Here is a 16,663-nt window from a genome sequence, read left to right as displayed (position 1 = left end):
CAGCGCCCTGACGGGCGCGACTGACCCACGGCACCGACTGGTGCCGACACGGCGTGAAAAGGAGAACCATGGCAGAGCACGATGAGGGTGGCACGGACCTCGCCACCTCGTCGGCCACCGGGCACGGAACGGCTCCGGCCGGCACCGCGGTCGTGACGCGGGACCGCGTCCAGGACCCGGGCCTCCCGCCGCACCGCCCCCGGATGACCGACCTCGACCCCAAGGTCGAGAAGCGTGCCGAGCGCACGGTGTACACGCTCTTCTACCTCTCCTTCGCGGGCTCGATCTTCGCGGTCGCCGCCTACATGGCGTTCCCGATCACCGAGGACGTCGCGTCGGTCCGGCTGAACACGCTGTTCATCGGCCTGGGCATGTCCCTCGCGCTCCTGGGCATCGGCATCGCCGCCGTCCACTGGGGCAAGCAGCTGATGTCGGACCACGAGGGCATCGACATCCGCCACCCCGTCCGCAGCGCGGAGCCCACCCGCGCCCGTGCGCTCGAGATCTTCGACCAGTCCGACAAGGAGTCCGGCTTCGGCCGCCGCTCCCTCGTCCGGAACAGCCTGATCGCCTCCCTCGTCGTGTTCCCCCTGCCCGCCGTGATCCTGTTCCGGGGCCTCGGCCCGCAGGACCAGAACCCCGTCGCCCTCCTCAAGACCACCCTGTGGGAAGAGGGCACGAGGCTCACCCTGGACCCGTCGGGAGCGCCGATCCTCGCATCGGACGTCACCCTCGGATCCGCCTTCCACGTCATCCCCGAGGGTCTCAACGACGCCGAGGGCAAGCTGGAGGAGAAGGCCAAGGCCGCCGTCCTCCTGATGCGCCTGAAGCCGGAGGACCTCATCGTCAGTGAGGGTCGCGAGACCTGGAACTACGACGGAATCGTCGCCTACTCCAAGATCTGCACGCACGTCGGCTGCCCTGTGGCGCTGTACGAGCAGCAGACCCACCACCTGCTGTGCCCGTGCCACCAGTCGCAATTCGACATCACGCGCGAGGCCGCCGTCATCTTCGGCCCGGCGAAGCGTCCGCTTCCGCAGCTCCCCATCACCGTCGACGCCGAGGGTTACCTGGTCGCCAGAAGCGACTTCACGGAGCCCGTCGGACCGTCCTTCTGGGAGCGATGACTCACATGTCCACCACCACCCCCTCACGCCCCTCCAGCTCCCCCGCGGAGCCCGAGGACGGCGTCATCCTCGGATCCGGCAAGTTCCAGAAGGGGTACGTCGGAGCGGCGTCGAACTACATCGACGAGCGCACGAGCATCTCCGCGGTCGTCAAGGAGTTCGGTCGCAAGATCTTCCCCGACCACTGGTCCTTCCTCCTCGGCGAGGTCGCGCTCTACAGCTTCGTCATCATCCTGCTGTCGGGCACCTTCCTCACCTTCTTCTTCCAGGCCTCGATGGTCGAGACGCACTACGAGGGCAGCTACCTGCCCCTCAAGGGCATCGAGATGTCGGCGGCGATGTCGTCCTCGCTCGACATCTCCTTCGACATCCGCGGCGGCCTGCTGATGCGGCAGATCCACCACTGGGCGGCACTGCTGTTCGTGGCCTCGATCGGCCTGCACATGCTGCGCATCTTCTTCACCGGTGCGTTCCGCAAGCCCCGCGAGCTCAACTGGGTCATCGGCTTCGTCCTCTTCATCCTCGCGATGGCCGAGGGCTTCACCGGCTACTCGCTCCCCGACGACCTGCTCTCGGGCAACGGCCTCCGCATCATCGACGGCATGGTCAAGGGCATCCCGATCGTCGGCACCTGGATCTCGTTCCTGCTCTTCGGCGGCGAGTTCCCGGGCACCGACATCGTCGGCCGCCTCTACACGCTGCACATCCTGCTGCTGCCGGCGCTGGTGCTCGCGTTCATCGCCCTCCACCTCGTGTTCGTGGTCGTCCACAAGCACACCCAGTTCCCCGGTGCGGGCAAGACCGAGCAGAACGTCGTCGGCTACCCGGTGCTGCCGGTCTACGCCGCGAAGGCCGGTGGATTCTTCTTCATCGTCTTCGGCGTCGTCGTCCTCATCGCCTCGCTGTTCACGATCAACCCGATCTGGAACTACGGCCCGTACGACCCCTCGCCCGTCTCCGCGGGAACCCAGCCCGACTGGTACATCGGGTTCGCCGACGGCGCCCTGCGCCTCGTCCCGCCGGGACTTGAGTGGGCCATCCCGGGCATCGGAACCCTGTCGTTCAACATCCTGATCCCGCTCGTCGGTCTCGGACTGTTCATCGCCGTGGTCATGCTCTACCCGTTCCTCGAGGCGTGGATCACCGGTGACAAGCGCGAGCACCACCTGCTCGACCGCCCGCGCAACGCCGCGACCCGCACCGCGATCGGCGCCGCTGGAGTCAGCTTCTACGCCGTCCTCTGGGCCGCCGCCTCATCCGACCTCATCGCGACGCACTTCCACCTCACGATGGAGGGCGTGATCCACAGCCTGCAGTTCCTGCTCATCGCGGGTCCGTTCATCGCGTACTTCATAACCAAGCGCATCTGCCTGGCGCTGCAGAAGAAGGACCGCGAGATCGCGCTGCACGGCTTCGAGTCGGGCCGCATTGTCCGCCTCCCCGGCGGCGAATTCATCGAGGTGCACCAGCAGCTCGACGAGTACGAGCGCTGGAAGCTCGTCGGTCAGGACGAGTACGAGCCCCTGATGATCCGTCCGGACTCGCGTGGCCGCATCACCGCCCCGCAGCGCGTCCGCGCCGGCCTCTCCCGCTGGTTCTTCGAGGACCGGATCACCCCCGTCACCCAGAAGGAGCTCGAGAGCTCGCACAGCGAGCACTGATCCTCCCCCCGAAGGGCCCGGACGTTCATTCGTCCGGGCCCTTCGTCGTTCCTGCAGCGGGGCGGCGCCTGACTCCTGGAGCGGTGGAGGTCGGCGGTGGACCGGGAGCCGGTGAGACCGGATCACAGCGCCTCGACGGCGACAAGCCGGCAGGAAGGTGGGGCGATACTCCGGACCTCGAGACCTCCGCTCCTTGGATCACGAGACGCCGTCTCACCGCCGAGCTGGAGACGTCCGCCCCCGTCCGATCATGGAGTGATCCAGCCCCTCTGCATGCTCGCAGTGTGGTCGTCCGGTGAGGTACTCGGTTCCCGTACACGTCGAGACGCTCCGGATCAGTTCGAGGGCACCCGTCCCCAGCAGGCCTATCAGGACTGCCCTCCCCCCACTCACGGTCGAACCCTCTGTGATCGGCGACGGCGACGCTCGCCGGTGCGACAGAGGAGGCGACCTCCGGACATCGACGACCGTCGCTGCAGCGGCGTCTCAGGCTCCCTGTCGTCGCGCCGACCGGCACACAACCCGTTAGCAGTACCGAGGAGCTCCACGAGCTGCAGGGGCGCGCGCGGTTCCGTCGGGGTGCAGGCTCCACTGGGTTCAGAACGGTGTGCAGAGGTCCGCAGGGCGGCGCAGGCGCCAGAACAGGCGCAGCAGCCCCAGTACAGCCGCAGGCGCAGCAGTATCCGCAATCCGTAGCGCGCCACCGCCGTCGGCACGCCCACAGCCGCACAGGAGAGCCGCCACAGGCGTAGCCCGCTTACCCGCGACCAGAGCAGGAGCCGTCGCAGCGCAGACCCGTAGGGGTGATGACGCAGGCCGACGCTCCTGCTCGGCGCCGCCCGCTGCACTGCCCTGCGAGCTTCCACGTCGCGGGCCGTCGGGATGTGCCCAGACGAGTTCCTCCGCGCAGGACGCCTCGGTGTCCCGCCAGCAGGACACCGCGAGAGATCCAGCTCACCTCGTCATCCCTCACTGAGCGATCCCGGCCCTCACCGGGAGGCCCCGGCCCTCACCGGGAGGTCCCGGCTCTCACGGGGAGGCTCGATCCGCCACCGATCGGCGAATGACGCCCCTGCACGCAGCCGAACGGCCGAGCCGACCGGGCCCCGACCGCGCATCGCTTCCTCCTGGATAGGCGAAAAGGCCGGGTGCACGGAGCCGAAGCCCTCGTGCACCCGGCCCTCGGCCGTGCGATGCGCCCTATCGGGCGAAGTACCCGCGGTAGTACTCGTACACCCAGCCGGCGATGGCGACCAGGAAGAGTCCGACGGCGATGTAGGTGATCCAGAACCCCACGGCCAGGCCGAGGAATCCGAGGGCCGCGGAACCGCCCAGGATCAGCGGCCACCAGCTCCACGGGCTGAAGAAGCCCAGCTCGGGGTCTCCGTCATCGATGTCCGCATCGAGGCGGTCCTCGGGGAGCTCGGCACCCTGCGCCTTGTGGACGCGGCCGACGTAGAACGCGATGAACGCGCCCAGCACGGCCGAGAGGCCGATGCCGACGGTGCCGACCCACTCCACCTGGCCCGTGTCGAGCAGCGACCACACGATGTACGTGATGTCGGCGAGGAGGAAGAAGCCCGCGAGGAGCCAGAAGAGATTGACGTTGGCGCGCATGGCCCTACTTCACCGTGCCTTCGGACTTGTCGTACGTGGGGGCGTCCGGAGCGTCCTTCGCCGGACCGATTCCGACGGGGATGCCGGCCTCGGGGTGGTTGAGGTCGAACGCCGGGGCCTCGCTGCGGATGCGCGGGATCGAGGTGAAGTTGTGGCGGGGCGGCGGGCACGAGGTGGCCCACTCGAGCGACCGGGAGAAGCCCCACGGGTCGTTCACCGTCACCTTGGGCGCCTTGCGGGCCGTGATGTACACGTTCAGGAAGAACGGGATCAGCGACACCGCGAGGATCATCGCTCCGACCGTCGACACCTGGTTCATCCAGGTGAAGCCGTCCTCGGGCAGGTAGCTGGCGTAGCGGCGCGGCATGCCGACGACGCCCAGCCAGTGCTGGATGAGGAAGGTGGTGTGGAAGCCGATGAACAGCAGCCAGAAGTGCCACTTGCCCAGTGTCTCGTTCAGCATCTTGCCGGTCCACTTGGGCCACCAGAAGTAGAAGCCCGAGAACATCGCGAAGACGACGGTTCCGAACACGACGTAGTGGAAGTGCGCCACCACGAAGTACGAGTCCGAGACGTGGAAGTCGAGCGGGGGCGACGCGAGGATCACGCCGGTGAGTCCACCGAAGGTGAAGGTGATCAGGAAGCCGATCGCCCAGATCATCGGGGTCTCGAAGGTCACCGATCCGCGCCACATGGTGCCGACCCAGTTGAAGATCTTCACGCCGGTCGGAACCGCGATGAGCATGGTCATCAGCGAGAAGAACGGCAGCAGGACCGATCCGGTGACGTACATGTGGTGCGCCCACACCGTCACGGAGAGAGCGGCGATCGCGATGGTCGCGTAGATCAGCGTCTTGTAGCCGAAGATCGGCTTGCGGCTGAAGACCGGGAAGACCTCGGACACGATGCCGAAGAACGGCAGCGCGATGATGTACACCTCGGGGTGGCCGAAGAACCAGAACAGGTGCTGCCAGAGCAGGACGCCGCCGTTGGCCGCATCGTAGATGTGTGCGTCGAACACGCGGTCGGCGCCGAGGGCGAACATCGCGGCGGCGAGCACCGGGAACGCGAGCAGCACGAGGATCGACGTCACCAGGATGTTCCAGGTGAAGATCGGCATGCGGAACATCGTCATGCCGGGAGCGCGCATCGTGATGATCGTCGTGATGAAGTTCACCGCGCCGAGGATCGTGCCGAAGCCCGAGAGGGCGAGGCCGAAGACCCAGAGATTGCCGCCGAGCCCTGGTGAGAACGTCGTGCTCGACAGTGGCGCGTAGGCGAACCAGCCGAAGGACGCCGCACCCTGCGGGGTGACGAATCCGGCGACCGCGATGAGCGAGCCGAAGCTGTAGAGCCAGTACGCGAAGGCGTTGAGGCGGGGGAACGCGACGTCGGGGGCGCCGATCTGCAGCGGCATCAGGACGTTGGCGAACCCGGCGAAGAGCGGCGTCGCGAACATCAGCAGCATGATCGTGCCGTGCATCGTGAACAGCTGGTTGTACTGCTCGCGCGTCTCGACCACGTTCAGGCCGGGCTCGAACAGCTGGGCGCGGATGACGAGTGCCATCACGCCGGCGATGCAGAAGTAGATGAACGACGTGATCAGGTACATGTACCCGATGACCTTGTGGTCGGTCGACGTCATCCAGCGGACGAGGACGTTCGCCTTGCGCTGGACCGGCGGAGTGCCGGCGGTGCGCGTCGGGCGGGGTGCCGTGGCGGTGCTCATGCTCCCTTACTCCTCGTTCTCGCGGGCCGGCGCGCCGGTTCCTGGAAGGTTCGAATTGCGGTTGTACTCGGCGCCGAGCTGACCGGTCTGGCCCGCGTCGCGCAGCGACTGGATGTAGTCGTCGTACTCGCCCTGCGAGACGACCTTGACGTTGAAGAGCATCGCGGAGTGGTACTCGCCGCAGAGCTCGGCGCACTTGCCCGCGTAGGTCCCCTCCTTGAGCGGCGTGACGTACATGTAGTTCGTCTTGCCGGGGATCATGTCCTTCTTGTAGAGGAAGTCGACGACCCAGAAGGAGTGGATCACGTCGCGCGCGTCGAGCTGGATCTTGATCTTCTGTCCGACGGGCAGGTAGAGCGTGGGGATCTCGGACTCGACGAGCGAGCCGGCCGCGTCCCCGCCCTCCTGGTACTGGCCCTGGATGCCGGCGGAGTAGACGTCCTCGTCGACGTAGTTGAAGTCCCACGCCCACTGCTTGCCGTACACCTGGATGGTCTCGTCCGGGTCGTCGTAGGGCTGCTCGATGGCCGCCTGGTCGCGCGCGGTGAAGGCGAAGAAGCCGATCACGAGGATCAGCGGCACGATCGTGTAGAAGATCTCGATCGGCATGTTGTAGCGCAACTGGACCGGCAGGCCGGTCTGCCCCTTGCGACGGCGGTAGACGACCACCGCCCAGATGGTGAGACCCCACGTGACGACGCCGACGGCGAGCAGGACGATCCAGGAGGTGACCCAGAGTCCGATGACGCGGTCGACGTGGTTCGTCGTGCCGGGTTCGGTGGGGAGCCAGCCCTGGAGCTGCTCTTGCGTGCAGCCCGCGAGGACGAGGGCGAGGGCTCCTGCGACGGGGGCAGCGACCCATCTGCGGATTCGGCGATTGAAGCGCACCGGTGACCTTTCGGAAGACTGGGGACCAGTTCACACGAAACTGTATTAGACCGGCTCCAGCCTACCCTTCCGCTCCGGCGGCCCGGTGCACGACGACCCGCTCTTGACGTCCCGGCCGAGTGGTGCAGTCATGACGAACGGCGCCCGACGGGCCACCGGGGTGGACTGTCGGACGCCGTTCGGAGGCGCTGCGGCCCGGGGCCGCGCGGCGTCAGTGGAAGCTGTCGCCGCAGGCGCAGCTGCCGCCCGCGTTGGGGTTGTCGATGGTGAAGCCCTGCTTCTGGATGGTGTCCTCGAAGTCGATCGAGGCGCCGTCGAGGTAGGGGACGCTCATCTTGTCGACGACGAGGCCGACGCCCTCGAACTCCACCGCGGCGTCGCCGTCGAGGGTGCGCTCGTCGAAGTAGAGCTGGTAGATGAGGCCGGAGCAGCCCCCGGGCTGCACGGCGACGCGCAGGCGCAGGTCGTCGCGGCCCTCCTGCTCGAGCAGGCTCTTGACCTTGGCGGCGGCGGTCGGGGTCATCGAGACGCCGTGGGCCGCGCTGGGCGGGGTGGCGAGGGGGGTCGCCGTCTGGTCGGTCAGCGTGTCTGACATGTCACTCCTCAGGGGACGGGCGGAACGGTCGTCGTGCCTTCCGGGATTCTACGGCTGCAACCCGGGCGGTCACCCGGGTATTCCACGACCGGTGGTCAGTCGCGGTGAGCGGCGGCGCGGAGCAGGAACAGCGCCTCGGTCTGCGCGGCGCGCTTGAAGACGCCCAGGTGCAGCGACTCGTTGGGGCTGTGCGCGCGCGAGTCGGGGTCCTCGACACCGGTGACGAGGATCTGAGCCTCGGGGAACTCGCGCACGAGGTCGGCGATGAACGGGATGCTCCCGCCGATCCCGGTCTCGAGGGGCTCGCGTCCCCACGCGTCCGCCATCGCGCCCTTCACCAGGTCCACGGCCCAGCCGGTCGCGTCGACCAGGAAGGGGCTGCCGGTGTCGACGTCCTCGATCGCGAGCTGAGCGCCGAACGGGGAGTTCGCCCGCAGGTGGCTCTCGATGGCGGCGAAGGCCTCCTCCGCGTCCTGGCCGGGGGCGATGCGGGCGCTGATCTTCACGCGCACGGACGGGACCAGGGTGTTGGAGGCGTCGACGACGCTGGGCGCATCGATCCCGGTGACCGTGACGGCCGGCTTCGACCACAGGCGCGAGAGGATCGCGCCGGTGCCGATCGGCGAGACCCCGTCGAGCAGCCCCGAGTCGCGGCGGAGGTCCTCCTCGGTCGTCTCGGGCACCGCTCCGTCGTGCTCGGTGAGGCCTGCGACGGCGACCGAGCCGTCCTCGTTCCAGAGCGTCGCGAGCAGGCGCACCGCCGCGAGCATCGCGTCCGGGACCGCTCCGCCGAGCATGCCCGAGTGCGAGGCGTGCGCGAGAGTGCTGACGGTGAGGGTGAAGGTGACGTTGCCGCGCAGTCCCACCGTCAGCGCGGGGGTGTCGACGTCCCAGTTGTCGCTGTCGGCGACGATGATCGCATCCGCGCGGAGGGCGTCGTGGTGCTCGCGGAGGAAGGTGGGGAACGAGCGCGACCCGAACTCCTCCTCCCCCTCGATGAAGAGGACGAGCCCGAGGTCGTGGTCCTCGCCCGCGACCTCGCGGAGTGCGCGCACCGCGGCGAGGTGGGACACGACTCCGGCCTTGTCGTCGGCGGCACCGCGCCCGTACAGGCGGTCGCCGCGCACGGTCGGCTCGAACGGAGGCGTCTCCCACGCCGACTCGGCGCCCTGCGGCTGCACGTCGTGGTGGGCGTAGAGGAGGACGGTCGGCGCTCCGTTGCGGGCGGCGCGGGTGGCCAGGACGGCAGGCTGGCCGAGCACGTCGGTGCCGTCGATCGTGGCGCTGTGGATCGCGACGTCGTCGAAGACGCCCGTCTCGCGCGCGAGCTCGGCGATGGCCTCGGCGCTGGCGGCCACGCGGGTGGCGTCGAAGCCGTCCCACGAGACGGACGGGATCCGCACGAGCTGCCCGAGCTGGGCGAGCGAGCGCGGCAGATCGTCGCGGACGGCGGCGAGGACGGCCTCCTCGTCGGAGGAGAGTGCGGGCGGAGTCGGAGCGTCGTGAGCCATGGAGGTAATCTTAAGAGACCCCCGATTCCAAGGACGTTCCCCGTGGCCAAGCACCCGATCGCAACCGACACGCCCGACGACGCCGGCTCCCCCGGCTCCGGGAAGGGCCGGCCGACGCCGACCCGGCGCGAGCAGGAGCTGGCCCGCAAGCGTCCGCTGGTCGTCACCGACCGCAAGCAGGCCGCCCGCGACGCCCGCGAGAAGGCCGCCGTGTCACGCGAGCAGGCCCGCATCGGCCTGGCCGCCGGCGACCAGCGCTACCTGCCGCTGCGCGACAAGGGTCCCCAGCGCAAGTTCGTGCGCGACTGGGTCGACGCGCGCTTCAGCCTCGGCGAGTTCCTCATCCCGGTGATGGTCGTCGTCCTGCTGCTGAGCTTCTTCCCGCAGCCGGAGCTGCAGTACGCGACGCTCGTCATCCTCTGGGTGTTCTTCCTCCTCGCGGTGATCGACTGCATCCTCCTCGGCATGCGGATGCGCCGGAAGCTCGCCGAGCGCTACGGCGCCGACAAGGTCGAGAAGGGCATCCGCTGGTATGCCGCGATGCGCGCCCTCCAGCTGCGCGTCATGCGCCTGCCGAAGCCCCAGGTCAAGCGCCGCGCCTTCCCCGAGTAGTCGGACGGCGGACCACGAAGGGCCCCTGCGGTCGCGCCTCGCGCGGCTCCGGGGGCCCTTCGTGGTGCACGGCGGGTCAGGAGGCGCGGGCCAGTCCCCGGTTGATGTCCCGAGCCCACAGGGGCCCGCGGTAGATGAAGGCGGTGTAGCCCTGGACGAGGGTGGCGCCCGCGTCGAGGCGCTCGCGCACGTCCTCGGCCGTCTCGACTCCTCCGACGGAGATCACGCAGAAGGCCGCGGGGACGGCTCCGCGGATCACGCGGAGCACCTCGAGCGAGCGCGCGGCCAGCGGGGCACCGGAGAGGCCGCCGGCGCCGGCCGCCGCGACCACGGCGCGGTCGCTCGAGAGGCCCTCCCGGGAGAGTGTCGTGTTGGTCGCGATGATCCCGTCCAGACCCAGGCGGACGGCGAGCTCGGCGACCCGGCCGACCTCGTCGTCGGAGAGGTCCGGGGCGATCTTGACCAGCAGGGGCGTCGTGTCGGCGGCGTCCTTGACGGCCGCGAGGAGCGGCTCGAGGCGGTCGATCTCCTGCAGGCCGCGGAGCCCGGGGGTGTTCGGCGAGCTGACGTTCACGACGAGGTAGTCGGCGAGCGGCGCGAGCAGGCGCGTGCTGATCAGGTAGTCCTCGATCGCGTCGTCCACCTCGACCACCCGGCTCTTGCCGATGTTCACGCCGATCACGGGGCGGCGGCGCGCGCTGCGCAGCCGGATCAGCCGTTGCGCCGCGGCCTCGGCGCCGTGATTGTTGAAGCCCATCCTGTTGACGACGGCGCGGTCCGCGATCAGCCGGAAGAGGCGCGGCCGGTCGTTGCCCGGCTGCGCCCGAGCGGTCAGGGTCCCGACCTCGACGTGTCCGAAGCCGAGCGCGCCGAAGCCCAGGACCGCGGTGGCGTCCTTGTCGAAGCCGGCCGCGACGCCGAACGGGGTCTCGAAGCGGAGCCCGAGCGTCTCGACCGCGGGCGTTCCGCGCGGGACGGTGGTCCGGCGCAGGACCGGAGCGAGGGCTCCGAGGGCCCGGATCACCGGGAAGCTCAGGTGGTGCGCCCGCTCCGGGTCGAGGCGGCGCAGGACGGTGCGGAACAGGAGCGGGTACACCCGGGCCTCAGATCTCGTCGGCGCTGTGGGGCACGGAGGTGCGCTCGGCGCGGAGCAGGGTGATCGCCGACTCGAAGTCGTCCAGCGAGTCGAACGCCTGGTAGACGCTCGCGAAGCGGAGGTAGGCCACCTCGTCGAGCTCGCGCAGCGGCGGCAGGATGGCGAGGCCGATGTCGTTCGCGTCGATCTGCGAGGCGCCCGTGGAGCGGATGCTCTCCTCCACCCGCTGCGCGAGCACGGCCAGATCGGTGTCGGTGACGGGCCGGCCCTGGCAGGCCTTCCGGACGCCGCTGACGATCTTCTCGCGGCTGAACGGCTCCACGACTCCGCTGCGCTTGATCACGACGAGGCTCGCGGTCTCGGTCGTCGAGAAGCGCCGGCCGCACGACGGGCACTGCCGGCGGCGGCGGATCGAGAGGCCGTCGTCGCTCGTGCGCGAGTCGATCACTCGGGAGTCGGGGTGCCGGCAGAAGGGGCAGAACATCGAGGGCCTCTCGGTCTCAGGCGAAGCGGGCGTCGACGGCGTCGCCGTGGGCGGGCAGCGCCTCGGCGTCGCTGAGAGCGCGGATGTGCGTGGCGACGCGCTCGAGCGCACCGCGGTCGTACGAGATCAGCTGCTGCGGCCGGAGGAAGGTGTAGGCGCCGAGCCCGGAGGAGAAGCGCGCCTGCCCGAGGGTCGGGAGCACGTGGTTGGAGCCGGCGAGGTAGTCGCCCAGGCTCACCGGGGTGGTCGGGCCGAGGAAGATCGCGCCGGCGTCGTGGATCCGCTCGGCGGTCGCGACGGGGTCGGCCGTGTGCAGCTCGAGGTGCTCGGGGCCGTAGGCGTCGCTGAACGCGCAGGCGAGCTCGAGGTCGTCGACGATCACGAGCGCGGACTGCGGGCCGTCGAGCGCGATGGCCACGCGCTCCGCGTGGCGGGTGGCGGCGGCCTGGACGGCGACCTCGCGCTCGACGGCGGCGGCGAGCTCGGCGCTGTCGGTGACCAGGACCGCGGAGGCGGCCTCGTCGTGCTCGGCCTGGCTGACCAGGTCAGCGGCGACCAGGCGCGGGTCGGCGGAGTCGTCGGCGATCACGAGGATCTCGGTCGGGCCCGCCTCGGAGTCGATGCCGACCTGGCCGAGCACCTGGCGCTTCGCGGTGGTGACCCAGACGTTGCCCGGCCCGGTGATGATGCTGACGGGATCCAGCCCGATCGAGTCGACGCCGTAGGCCAGCGCGGCGACGGCTCCGGCGCCTCCGACCGCGTAGACCTCGTCGATGCCGAGCAGAGCGGCCGCCGCGAGGATCGTGGGGTGGACGGAGCCGCCGAACGCCTTCTGCGGCGGCGAGACCAGGGCGATGGAGGCGACTCCGGCGGCCTGCGCGGGCACGGCGTTCATGACGACGCTCGACGGGTAGACCGCCTTGCCGCCGGGGACGTACAGCCCGGCGCGGGCGACGGGCTGCCAGCGCTGGGTGACCGTGGCGCCGTCGTCGAGCTCGGTGGTGCGGGGCGGGGGGATCTGTGCGGCGCTGGCGCGGCGGACGCGCGCGATCGCCTCCTCGAGTGCGCTGCGGATGGCCGGGTCGAGGCGGTCGAGCGCCTCGGCGATCTGCTCGGCGGGCACGCGGAGGTGCGGGGGGCGCACGCCGTCCAGCCGCTCCGCCTGGTCGAGGAGCGCTTCCGCGCCGCGTTCGCGGACGTCGGCGATCAGCTCAGCGACGACGGGCCCGACGGAGGCGGACGTGCCCGGATTTCGGGGCACGAGGGCGAGGAGCTCGGCGGAGGAGGGACGACGGCCGCGGAGGTCGAGAGTCTGGATCATGGCCGCCCCAGTCTACGCGCCGAGCCGGGCAGGGACCGGCTCGCCACAGGCACCGCGAACCGGCGATCCGCGTGTCAGCGGATCGTCGTAGCCGGACGCACGACGCTCTCACCGACCCGGCCACCCTCCCCAGCCGACCGCGCCGAGCCGGGCAGGGACCGGCTCGCCACAGACACCGCGAACCGGCGATCCGCGTGCCAGCGGATCGTCGTAGCCGTACGCACGACGCTCTTGAGAACCCGGCCACCCTCCCCAGCCGACCGCGCCGAGCCGGGCAGGGACCGGCTCGCCACAGACACCGCGAACCGGCGATCCGCGTGCCAGCGGATCGTCGTAGCCGCACGCACGACGCTCTTGAGAACCCGGCCACCCTCCCCAGCCGACCGCGCCGAGCCGGGCAGGGACCGGCTCGGAATTCAATACAGACAGTTCGGCCCCAGCAGGCTCTTCAGCTCGCCGAAGAGGTCCGGGGTGATGCGCACGGGGAACGGCACCTCGAACACGCGGGCCGTGTCGCCCTTGATGAGCTTCAGGCGCACCTCGGTCTGGCCGGAGTGGCGGATGAGCACGTCGCTGAGCTGCGAGACCGTGTCGGTGGTCGCGCGCGACTCGGGCATCGAGACGGTGAGCGGTCCCGAGTCGCCGTCCTGGCTCATCTCGGGGGCGAACAGGCTGAACGCGTGCAGATTCATCCCGTCGTCGCGCATGCTGACGCGGCCTCTGACGACGACGATGGAGTCGTTCGTGAGCGCCGGGGCGAACTCCTGGTACGCCTTCCCCATGAACATGCAGGTGATCTCGCCGCCGAAGTCCTCGACCTGGATCATCCCGTACTGGTTGCCGGACGCCTTGGCCATGCGGTGCTGGACGCTCGTGACGAGGCCCGCGACGACCACTGTCTCGCCGTCGGCGATCGTCTCCGAGATCAGCAGGTCGGCGATCGTGGTGCTGTAGTGCTTGGCGAGCTCGGTCTCGAGTCCGGCGAGCGGATGGTCGGACACGTAGAGCCCGAGCATGTCGCGCTCGAAGGCGAGCTTGTCGCGCTTGGCCCATTCGGGCCGCTCGGGCACCTGGATCGCGGCCTGCGGCTCGTCCCAGAGGCTGTCGAAGTCGAAGCCGACCTGGCCGTTCGCCTCGTTGCGCTTCTCCCCCACCGCCGCCTCGACGGCGTCCTCGTGCACCTCGACCAGGGCGCGGCGGGTCGAGCCGAGCGAGTCGAAGGCGCCGGCCTTGATGAGCGACTCGATGGTGCGCTTGTTGGTCACCTGCAACGGCACCTTGCGGAGGAAGTCGTGGAACGTCTCGAAGCGCCCCTTCTCCTCGCGGGCGGCCCGGATGCCCTCGACGACGTTCATGCCGACGTTGCGGACGGCGCCGAGGCCGAAGCGGATGTCGGTGCCGACGGCGGTGAAGAAGCCGATCGACTCGTTGACGTCCGGCGGGAGCACCTTGATCCCCATCCGCCGGCACTCGTTGAGGTAGGCGGCCATCTTGTCCTTGGAGTCGCCGACGCTGGTGAGCAGCGCGGCCATGTACTCCGCGGGGTAGTGCGCCTTGAGGTACGCCGTCCAGTAGGAGACGACGCCGTACGCCGCCGAGTGCGCCTTGTTGAAGGCGTAGTCGGAGAAGGGCAGCAGGATGTCCCAGAGGGTCTTGACGGCCTCCATCGAGTAGCCGTTGGCGATCATGCCGCCCGAGAAGCCCTCGAACTGCTTGTCCAGCTCGGACTTCTTCTTCTTGCCCATCGCGCGCCGCAGCAGGTCGGCCTGCGCGAGCGTGAAGCCCGCGAGCTTCTGCGCGATCGACATGACCTGCTCCTGGTACACGATCAGGCCGTAGGTCCCTCCGAGCACCTCCGAGAGCGGCTCCTCGAGCTCCGGATGGATCGGGGTGATCTCCTGCACGCCGTTCTTCCGCAGCGCGTAGTTGGTGTGGGAGTCGGCGCCCATCGGGCCCGGCCGGTAGAGCGCGAGGACTGCGGAGATGTCCTCGAAGTTGTCGGGCTTCATCAGCCGGAGAAGCCCGCGCATCGGGCCGCCGTCGAGCTGGAAGACGCCGAGCGTGTCGCCGCGCGCGAGGAGGTCGTAGGCGGCCTGGTCGTCGAGCTCGAGGTCCTCGAGCACGAGGTCCTGTCCGCGGTTGGCGCGGATGTTGTCGAGGGCGTCGTCGATGATCGTGAGGTTCCGCAGCCCCAGGAAGTCCATCTTGATCAGCCCGAGCGACTCGCACGCGGGGTAGTCGAACTGCGTGACGATCTGGCCGTCCTGCTCCCGCTTCATGATCGGGATGATGTCCAGCAGCGGATCGCTGGACATGATGACGCCGGCCGCGTGCACGCCCCACTGGCGCTTGAGGTTCTCGAGTCCGAGCGCGGTGTCGAAGACCAGCTTGGCCTGCGGGTCCTCGGCGATGACGTTGCGCACGTCGAGCGCTTCCTTGTAGCGCGCGTGGGCGGGGTCGTTGATGCCGCTGAGCGGGATGTCCTTGCCCATGATCGCGGGCGGCATGGCCTTCGTCAGCTTCTCGCCCATCCCGAACGGGAAGCCGAGGACGCGCGAGGCGTCCTTGAGAGCCTGCTTCGCCTTGATGGTGCCGTAGGTGACGATCTGCGCGACGCGCTCGTCGCCGTACTTCTCGGTGACGTAGCGGATGACCTCGCCGCGGCGACGGTCGTCGAAGTCGACGTCGAAGTCGGGCATGGACACGCGGTCGGGGTTGAGGAAGCGCTCGAAGATCAGGCCGTGGCGCAGCGGATCGAGGTCGGTGATCTTCATGGCGTAGGCCGCCATCGAGCCGGCACCGGAGCCGCGGCCGGGACCGACGCGGATCCCGTTGCGCTTGGACCAGTTGATGAAGTCGGCGACGACGAGGAAGTAGCCGGGGAAGCCCATCTGCAGGATGACGCGGGTCTCGTAGTCCGCCCGGTCGCGCACTTCCTGGGAGATGCCGTCCGGGTAGCGCTCGCGCAGTCCGGCCTCGACCTCCTTCACGAACCAGGTGTCCTCGGTCTCGCCCTCCGGCACCGGGAAGCGCGGCATGTAGTTCGCCGAGGTGTCGAACTGGACGTCGCAGCGCTCCGCGATGAGGAGCGTGTTGTCGCAGGCCTCGGGGTGGTCGCGGAAGACCTGGCGCATCTCGCGCGGCGACTTGAGGTAGAACTCGTCCGCGTCGAACTTGAAGCGCTTGGGGTCGTCGAGGGTGGTCCCGGACTGCACGCAGAGCAGCGCCGCGTGCGAGGTCGCGTCGTGCGCGTGCGTGTAGTGCAGGTCGTTAGTGGCGACCAACGGGAGGTCGAGGTCCTTCGCGAGCCGGATGACGTCGCCGATCACCCGCCGCTCGATGTCGAGGCCGTGATCCATGATCTCGGCGAAGAAGTTCTCCTTGCCGAAGATGTCGCGGTAGTCGGCGGCCGCCTGGCGGGCCTCCTTGTACTGGCCGAGGCGCAGGCGCGTCTGGACCTCGCCGCTCGGGCAGCCCGTGGTGCCGATCAGGCCCTCGGAGTACTGCGAGAGGATCTCGCGGTCCATGCGCGGCTTGAAGTAGTAGCCCTCGATCGACGCGCGCGAGGAGAGGCGGAAGAGGTTGTGCATGCCCGTCGTGGTCGAGCTGAGCAGCGTCATGTGGGTGTACGCGCCGGAGCCGGACACGTCGTCCCCTCCGCCGTCGCCCCAGCGGATGCGGGTCTTGTCGGAGCGGTGCGTCCCCGGGGTGAGGTAGGCCTCGGTGCCGATGATCGGCTTGATCCCCGCCGCCGTCGCGGTGCGCCAGAAGTCGAAGGCGCCGAACACGTTCCCGTGGTCGGTCACGGCGATGGCCGGCATGCCCTCCTCGACCGCCGCGTCGATCAGCGGCTTCACCCGCGCTGCACCGTCGAGCATCGAGTACTCGCTGTGCACGTGGAGGTGGACGAAGGAATCGTTACTCGGCAAGGATGCGCCTCCGGCGGACTGCGGGCAGGGGAGGGATGGCCGGCGACCCGGGAGGGCCCGTGGACACGGCGGGAAGAAGTCTAACCGCGCCGG

Annotated in this window: 12 protein-coding genes; 3 read left to right on the top strand and 9 right to left on the bottom strand. The window is 69.4% G+C overall.

The window, feature by feature from the left end; all coding sequences use genetic code 11:
• Positions 1–68: 68 nt before the first annotated feature.
• Together C5D66_RS08525 and C5D66_RS08520 are read left to right on the top strand one after the other, a co-directional pair.
• Entirely contained in the window at positions 69–1,127 is a 1,059-nt protein-coding gene (locus tag C5D66_RS08525) for a ubiquinol-cytochrome c reductase iron-sulfur subunit (protein WP_104225358.1), read from the top strand.
• 5 nt (positions 1,128–1,132) lie between these two features.
• A complete protein-coding gene (locus tag C5D66_RS08520) occupies positions 1,133–2,788 on the top strand; it encodes a ubiquinol-cytochrome c reductase cytochrome b subunit (protein WP_104224650.1) in 1,656 nt (551 codons plus the stop codon).
• A gap of 1,200 nt (positions 2,789–3,988) precedes the next feature.
• Here the strand turns inward: C5D66_RS08520 and C5D66_RS08515 are convergent.
• From C5D66_RS08515 to C5D66_RS08495, 5 genes are all read right to left on the bottom strand, one after another.
• Positions 3,989–4,405 (bottom strand): cytochrome c oxidase subunit 4, encoded by a 417-nt coding sequence (locus tag C5D66_RS08515; protein WP_104224651.1) that lies wholly within the window; start codon positions 4,403–4,405, stop codon positions 3,989–3,991.
• A gap of 4 nt (positions 4,406–4,409) precedes the next feature.
• Complete coding sequence (gene ctaD, locus C5D66_RS08510) at positions 4,410–6,134, bottom strand: cytochrome c oxidase subunit I (protein WP_104224652.1); 1,725 nt, start codon at positions 6,132–6,134, stop codon at positions 4,410–4,412.
• 6 nt (positions 6,135–6,140) lie between these two features.
• Positions 6,141–7,022, bottom strand: a complete 882-nt coding sequence (gene coxB, locus C5D66_RS08505; protein WP_104224653.1) for a cytochrome c oxidase subunit II — start codon at positions 7,020–7,022, stop codon at positions 6,141–6,143.
• A 211-nt stretch (positions 7,023–7,233) separates the two neighbouring features.
• A complete protein-coding gene (erpA, locus tag C5D66_RS08500; protein WP_104224654.1) occupies positions 7,234–7,617 on the bottom strand; it encodes an iron-sulfur cluster insertion protein ErpA in 384 nt (127 codons plus the stop codon).
• A 95-nt stretch (positions 7,618–7,712) separates the two neighbouring features.
• Positions 7,713–9,128: a dipeptidase gene (locus C5D66_RS08495; RefSeq protein ID WP_104246756.1), complete on the bottom strand. Its 1,416-nt coding sequence runs from the start codon at positions 9,126–9,128 to the stop codon at positions 7,713–7,715.
• Positions 9,129–9,170: 42 nt separating this feature from the next.
• Between C5D66_RS08495 and C5D66_RS08490 the strand changes: the two genes are divergently transcribed.
• Positions 9,171–9,740 carry a DUF3043 domain-containing protein gene (locus C5D66_RS08490; protein WP_181027102.1) on the top strand — a complete coding sequence of 190 codons (570 nt, stop codon included), beginning with the start codon at positions 9,171–9,173 and terminating at the stop codon, positions 9,738–9,740.
• Positions 9,741–9,816: 76 nt separating this feature from the next.
• On the opposite strand, the gene C5D66_RS08485 is transcribed toward C5D66_RS08490, so the two are convergent.
• The 4 genes from C5D66_RS08485 to dnaE form a co-directional block, all read right to left on the bottom strand.
• Positions 9,817–10,836 (bottom strand): quinone-dependent dihydroorotate dehydrogenase, encoded by a 1,020-nt coding sequence (locus C5D66_RS08485; RefSeq protein WP_104256176.1) that lies wholly within the window; start codon positions 10,834–10,836, stop codon positions 9,817–9,819.
• Positions 10,837–10,843: 7 nt separating this feature from the next.
• Positions 10,844–11,320, bottom strand: coding sequence for a transcriptional regulator NrdR (nrdR, locus tag C5D66_RS08480; RefSeq protein WP_104224657.1), 477 nt, complete (start codon positions 11,318–11,320; stop codon positions 10,844–10,846).
• A 16-nt stretch (positions 11,321–11,336) separates the two neighbouring features.
• On the bottom strand, positions 11,337–12,641 hold the full coding sequence (gene hisD / locus C5D66_RS08475) for a histidinol dehydrogenase (protein ID WP_104256177.1): 1,305 nt from the start codon (positions 12,639–12,641) through the stop codon (positions 11,337–11,339).
• Positions 12,642–13,057: 416 nt separating this feature from the next.
• Entirely contained in the window at positions 13,058–16,519 is a 3,462-nt protein-coding gene (gene dnaE, locus C5D66_RS08470) for a DNA polymerase III subunit alpha (protein WP_244229655.1), read from the bottom strand.
• Positions 16,520–16,663 lie beyond the last annotated feature (144 nt).

This window comes from Rathayibacter sp. AY1B4, assembly GCF_002932815.1.
Classification (GTDB): Bacteria; Actinomycetota; Actinomycetes; order Actinomycetales; family Microbacteriaceae; genus Rathayibacter.
The sequence above is the reverse complement of the archived record's forward strand: the minus strand, read 5'-3'. Positions and strand labels throughout refer to the sequence as shown.

What these genes read in the sequence shown, in the direction of transcription:
- C5D66_RS08525 (WP_104225358.1), top strand. Translation starts at nt 69, where the DNA reads ATGGCAGAGCACGATGAGGGTGGCACGGACCTCGCCACCTCGTCGGCC.
- C5D66_RS08520 (WP_104224650.1), top strand. Translation starts at nt 1,133, where the DNA reads ATGTCCACCACCACCCCCTCACGCCCCTCCAGCTCCCCCGCGGAGCCC.
- C5D66_RS08515 (WP_104224651.1), bottom strand. Translation starts at nt 4,405, where the DNA reads ATGCGCGCCAACGTCAATCTCTTCTGGCTCCTCGCGGGCTTCTTCCTC.
- ctaD (WP_104224652.1), bottom strand. Translation starts at nt 6,134, where the DNA reads ATGAGCACCGCCACGGCACCCCGCCCGACGCGCACCGCCGGCACTCCG.
- erpA (WP_104224654.1), bottom strand. Translation starts at nt 7,617, where the DNA reads ATGTCAGACACGCTGACCGACCAGACGGCGACCCCCCTCGCCACCCCG.
- C5D66_RS08495 (WP_104246756.1), bottom strand. Translation starts at nt 9,128, where the DNA reads ATGGCTCACGACGCTCCGACTCCGCCCGCACTCTCCTCCGACGAGGAG.
- nrdR (WP_104224657.1), bottom strand. Translation starts at nt 11,320, where the DNA reads ATGTTCTGCCCCTTCTGCCGGCACCCCGACTCCCGAGTGATCGACTCG.
- hisD (WP_104256177.1), bottom strand. Translation starts at nt 12,641, where the DNA reads ATGATCCAGACTCTCGACCTCCGCGGCCGTCGTCCCTCCTCCGCCGAG.
- dnaE (WP_244229655.1), bottom strand. Translation starts at nt 16,519, where the DNA reads ATGCTCGACGGTGCAGCGCGGGTGAAGCCGCTGATCGACGCGGCGGTC.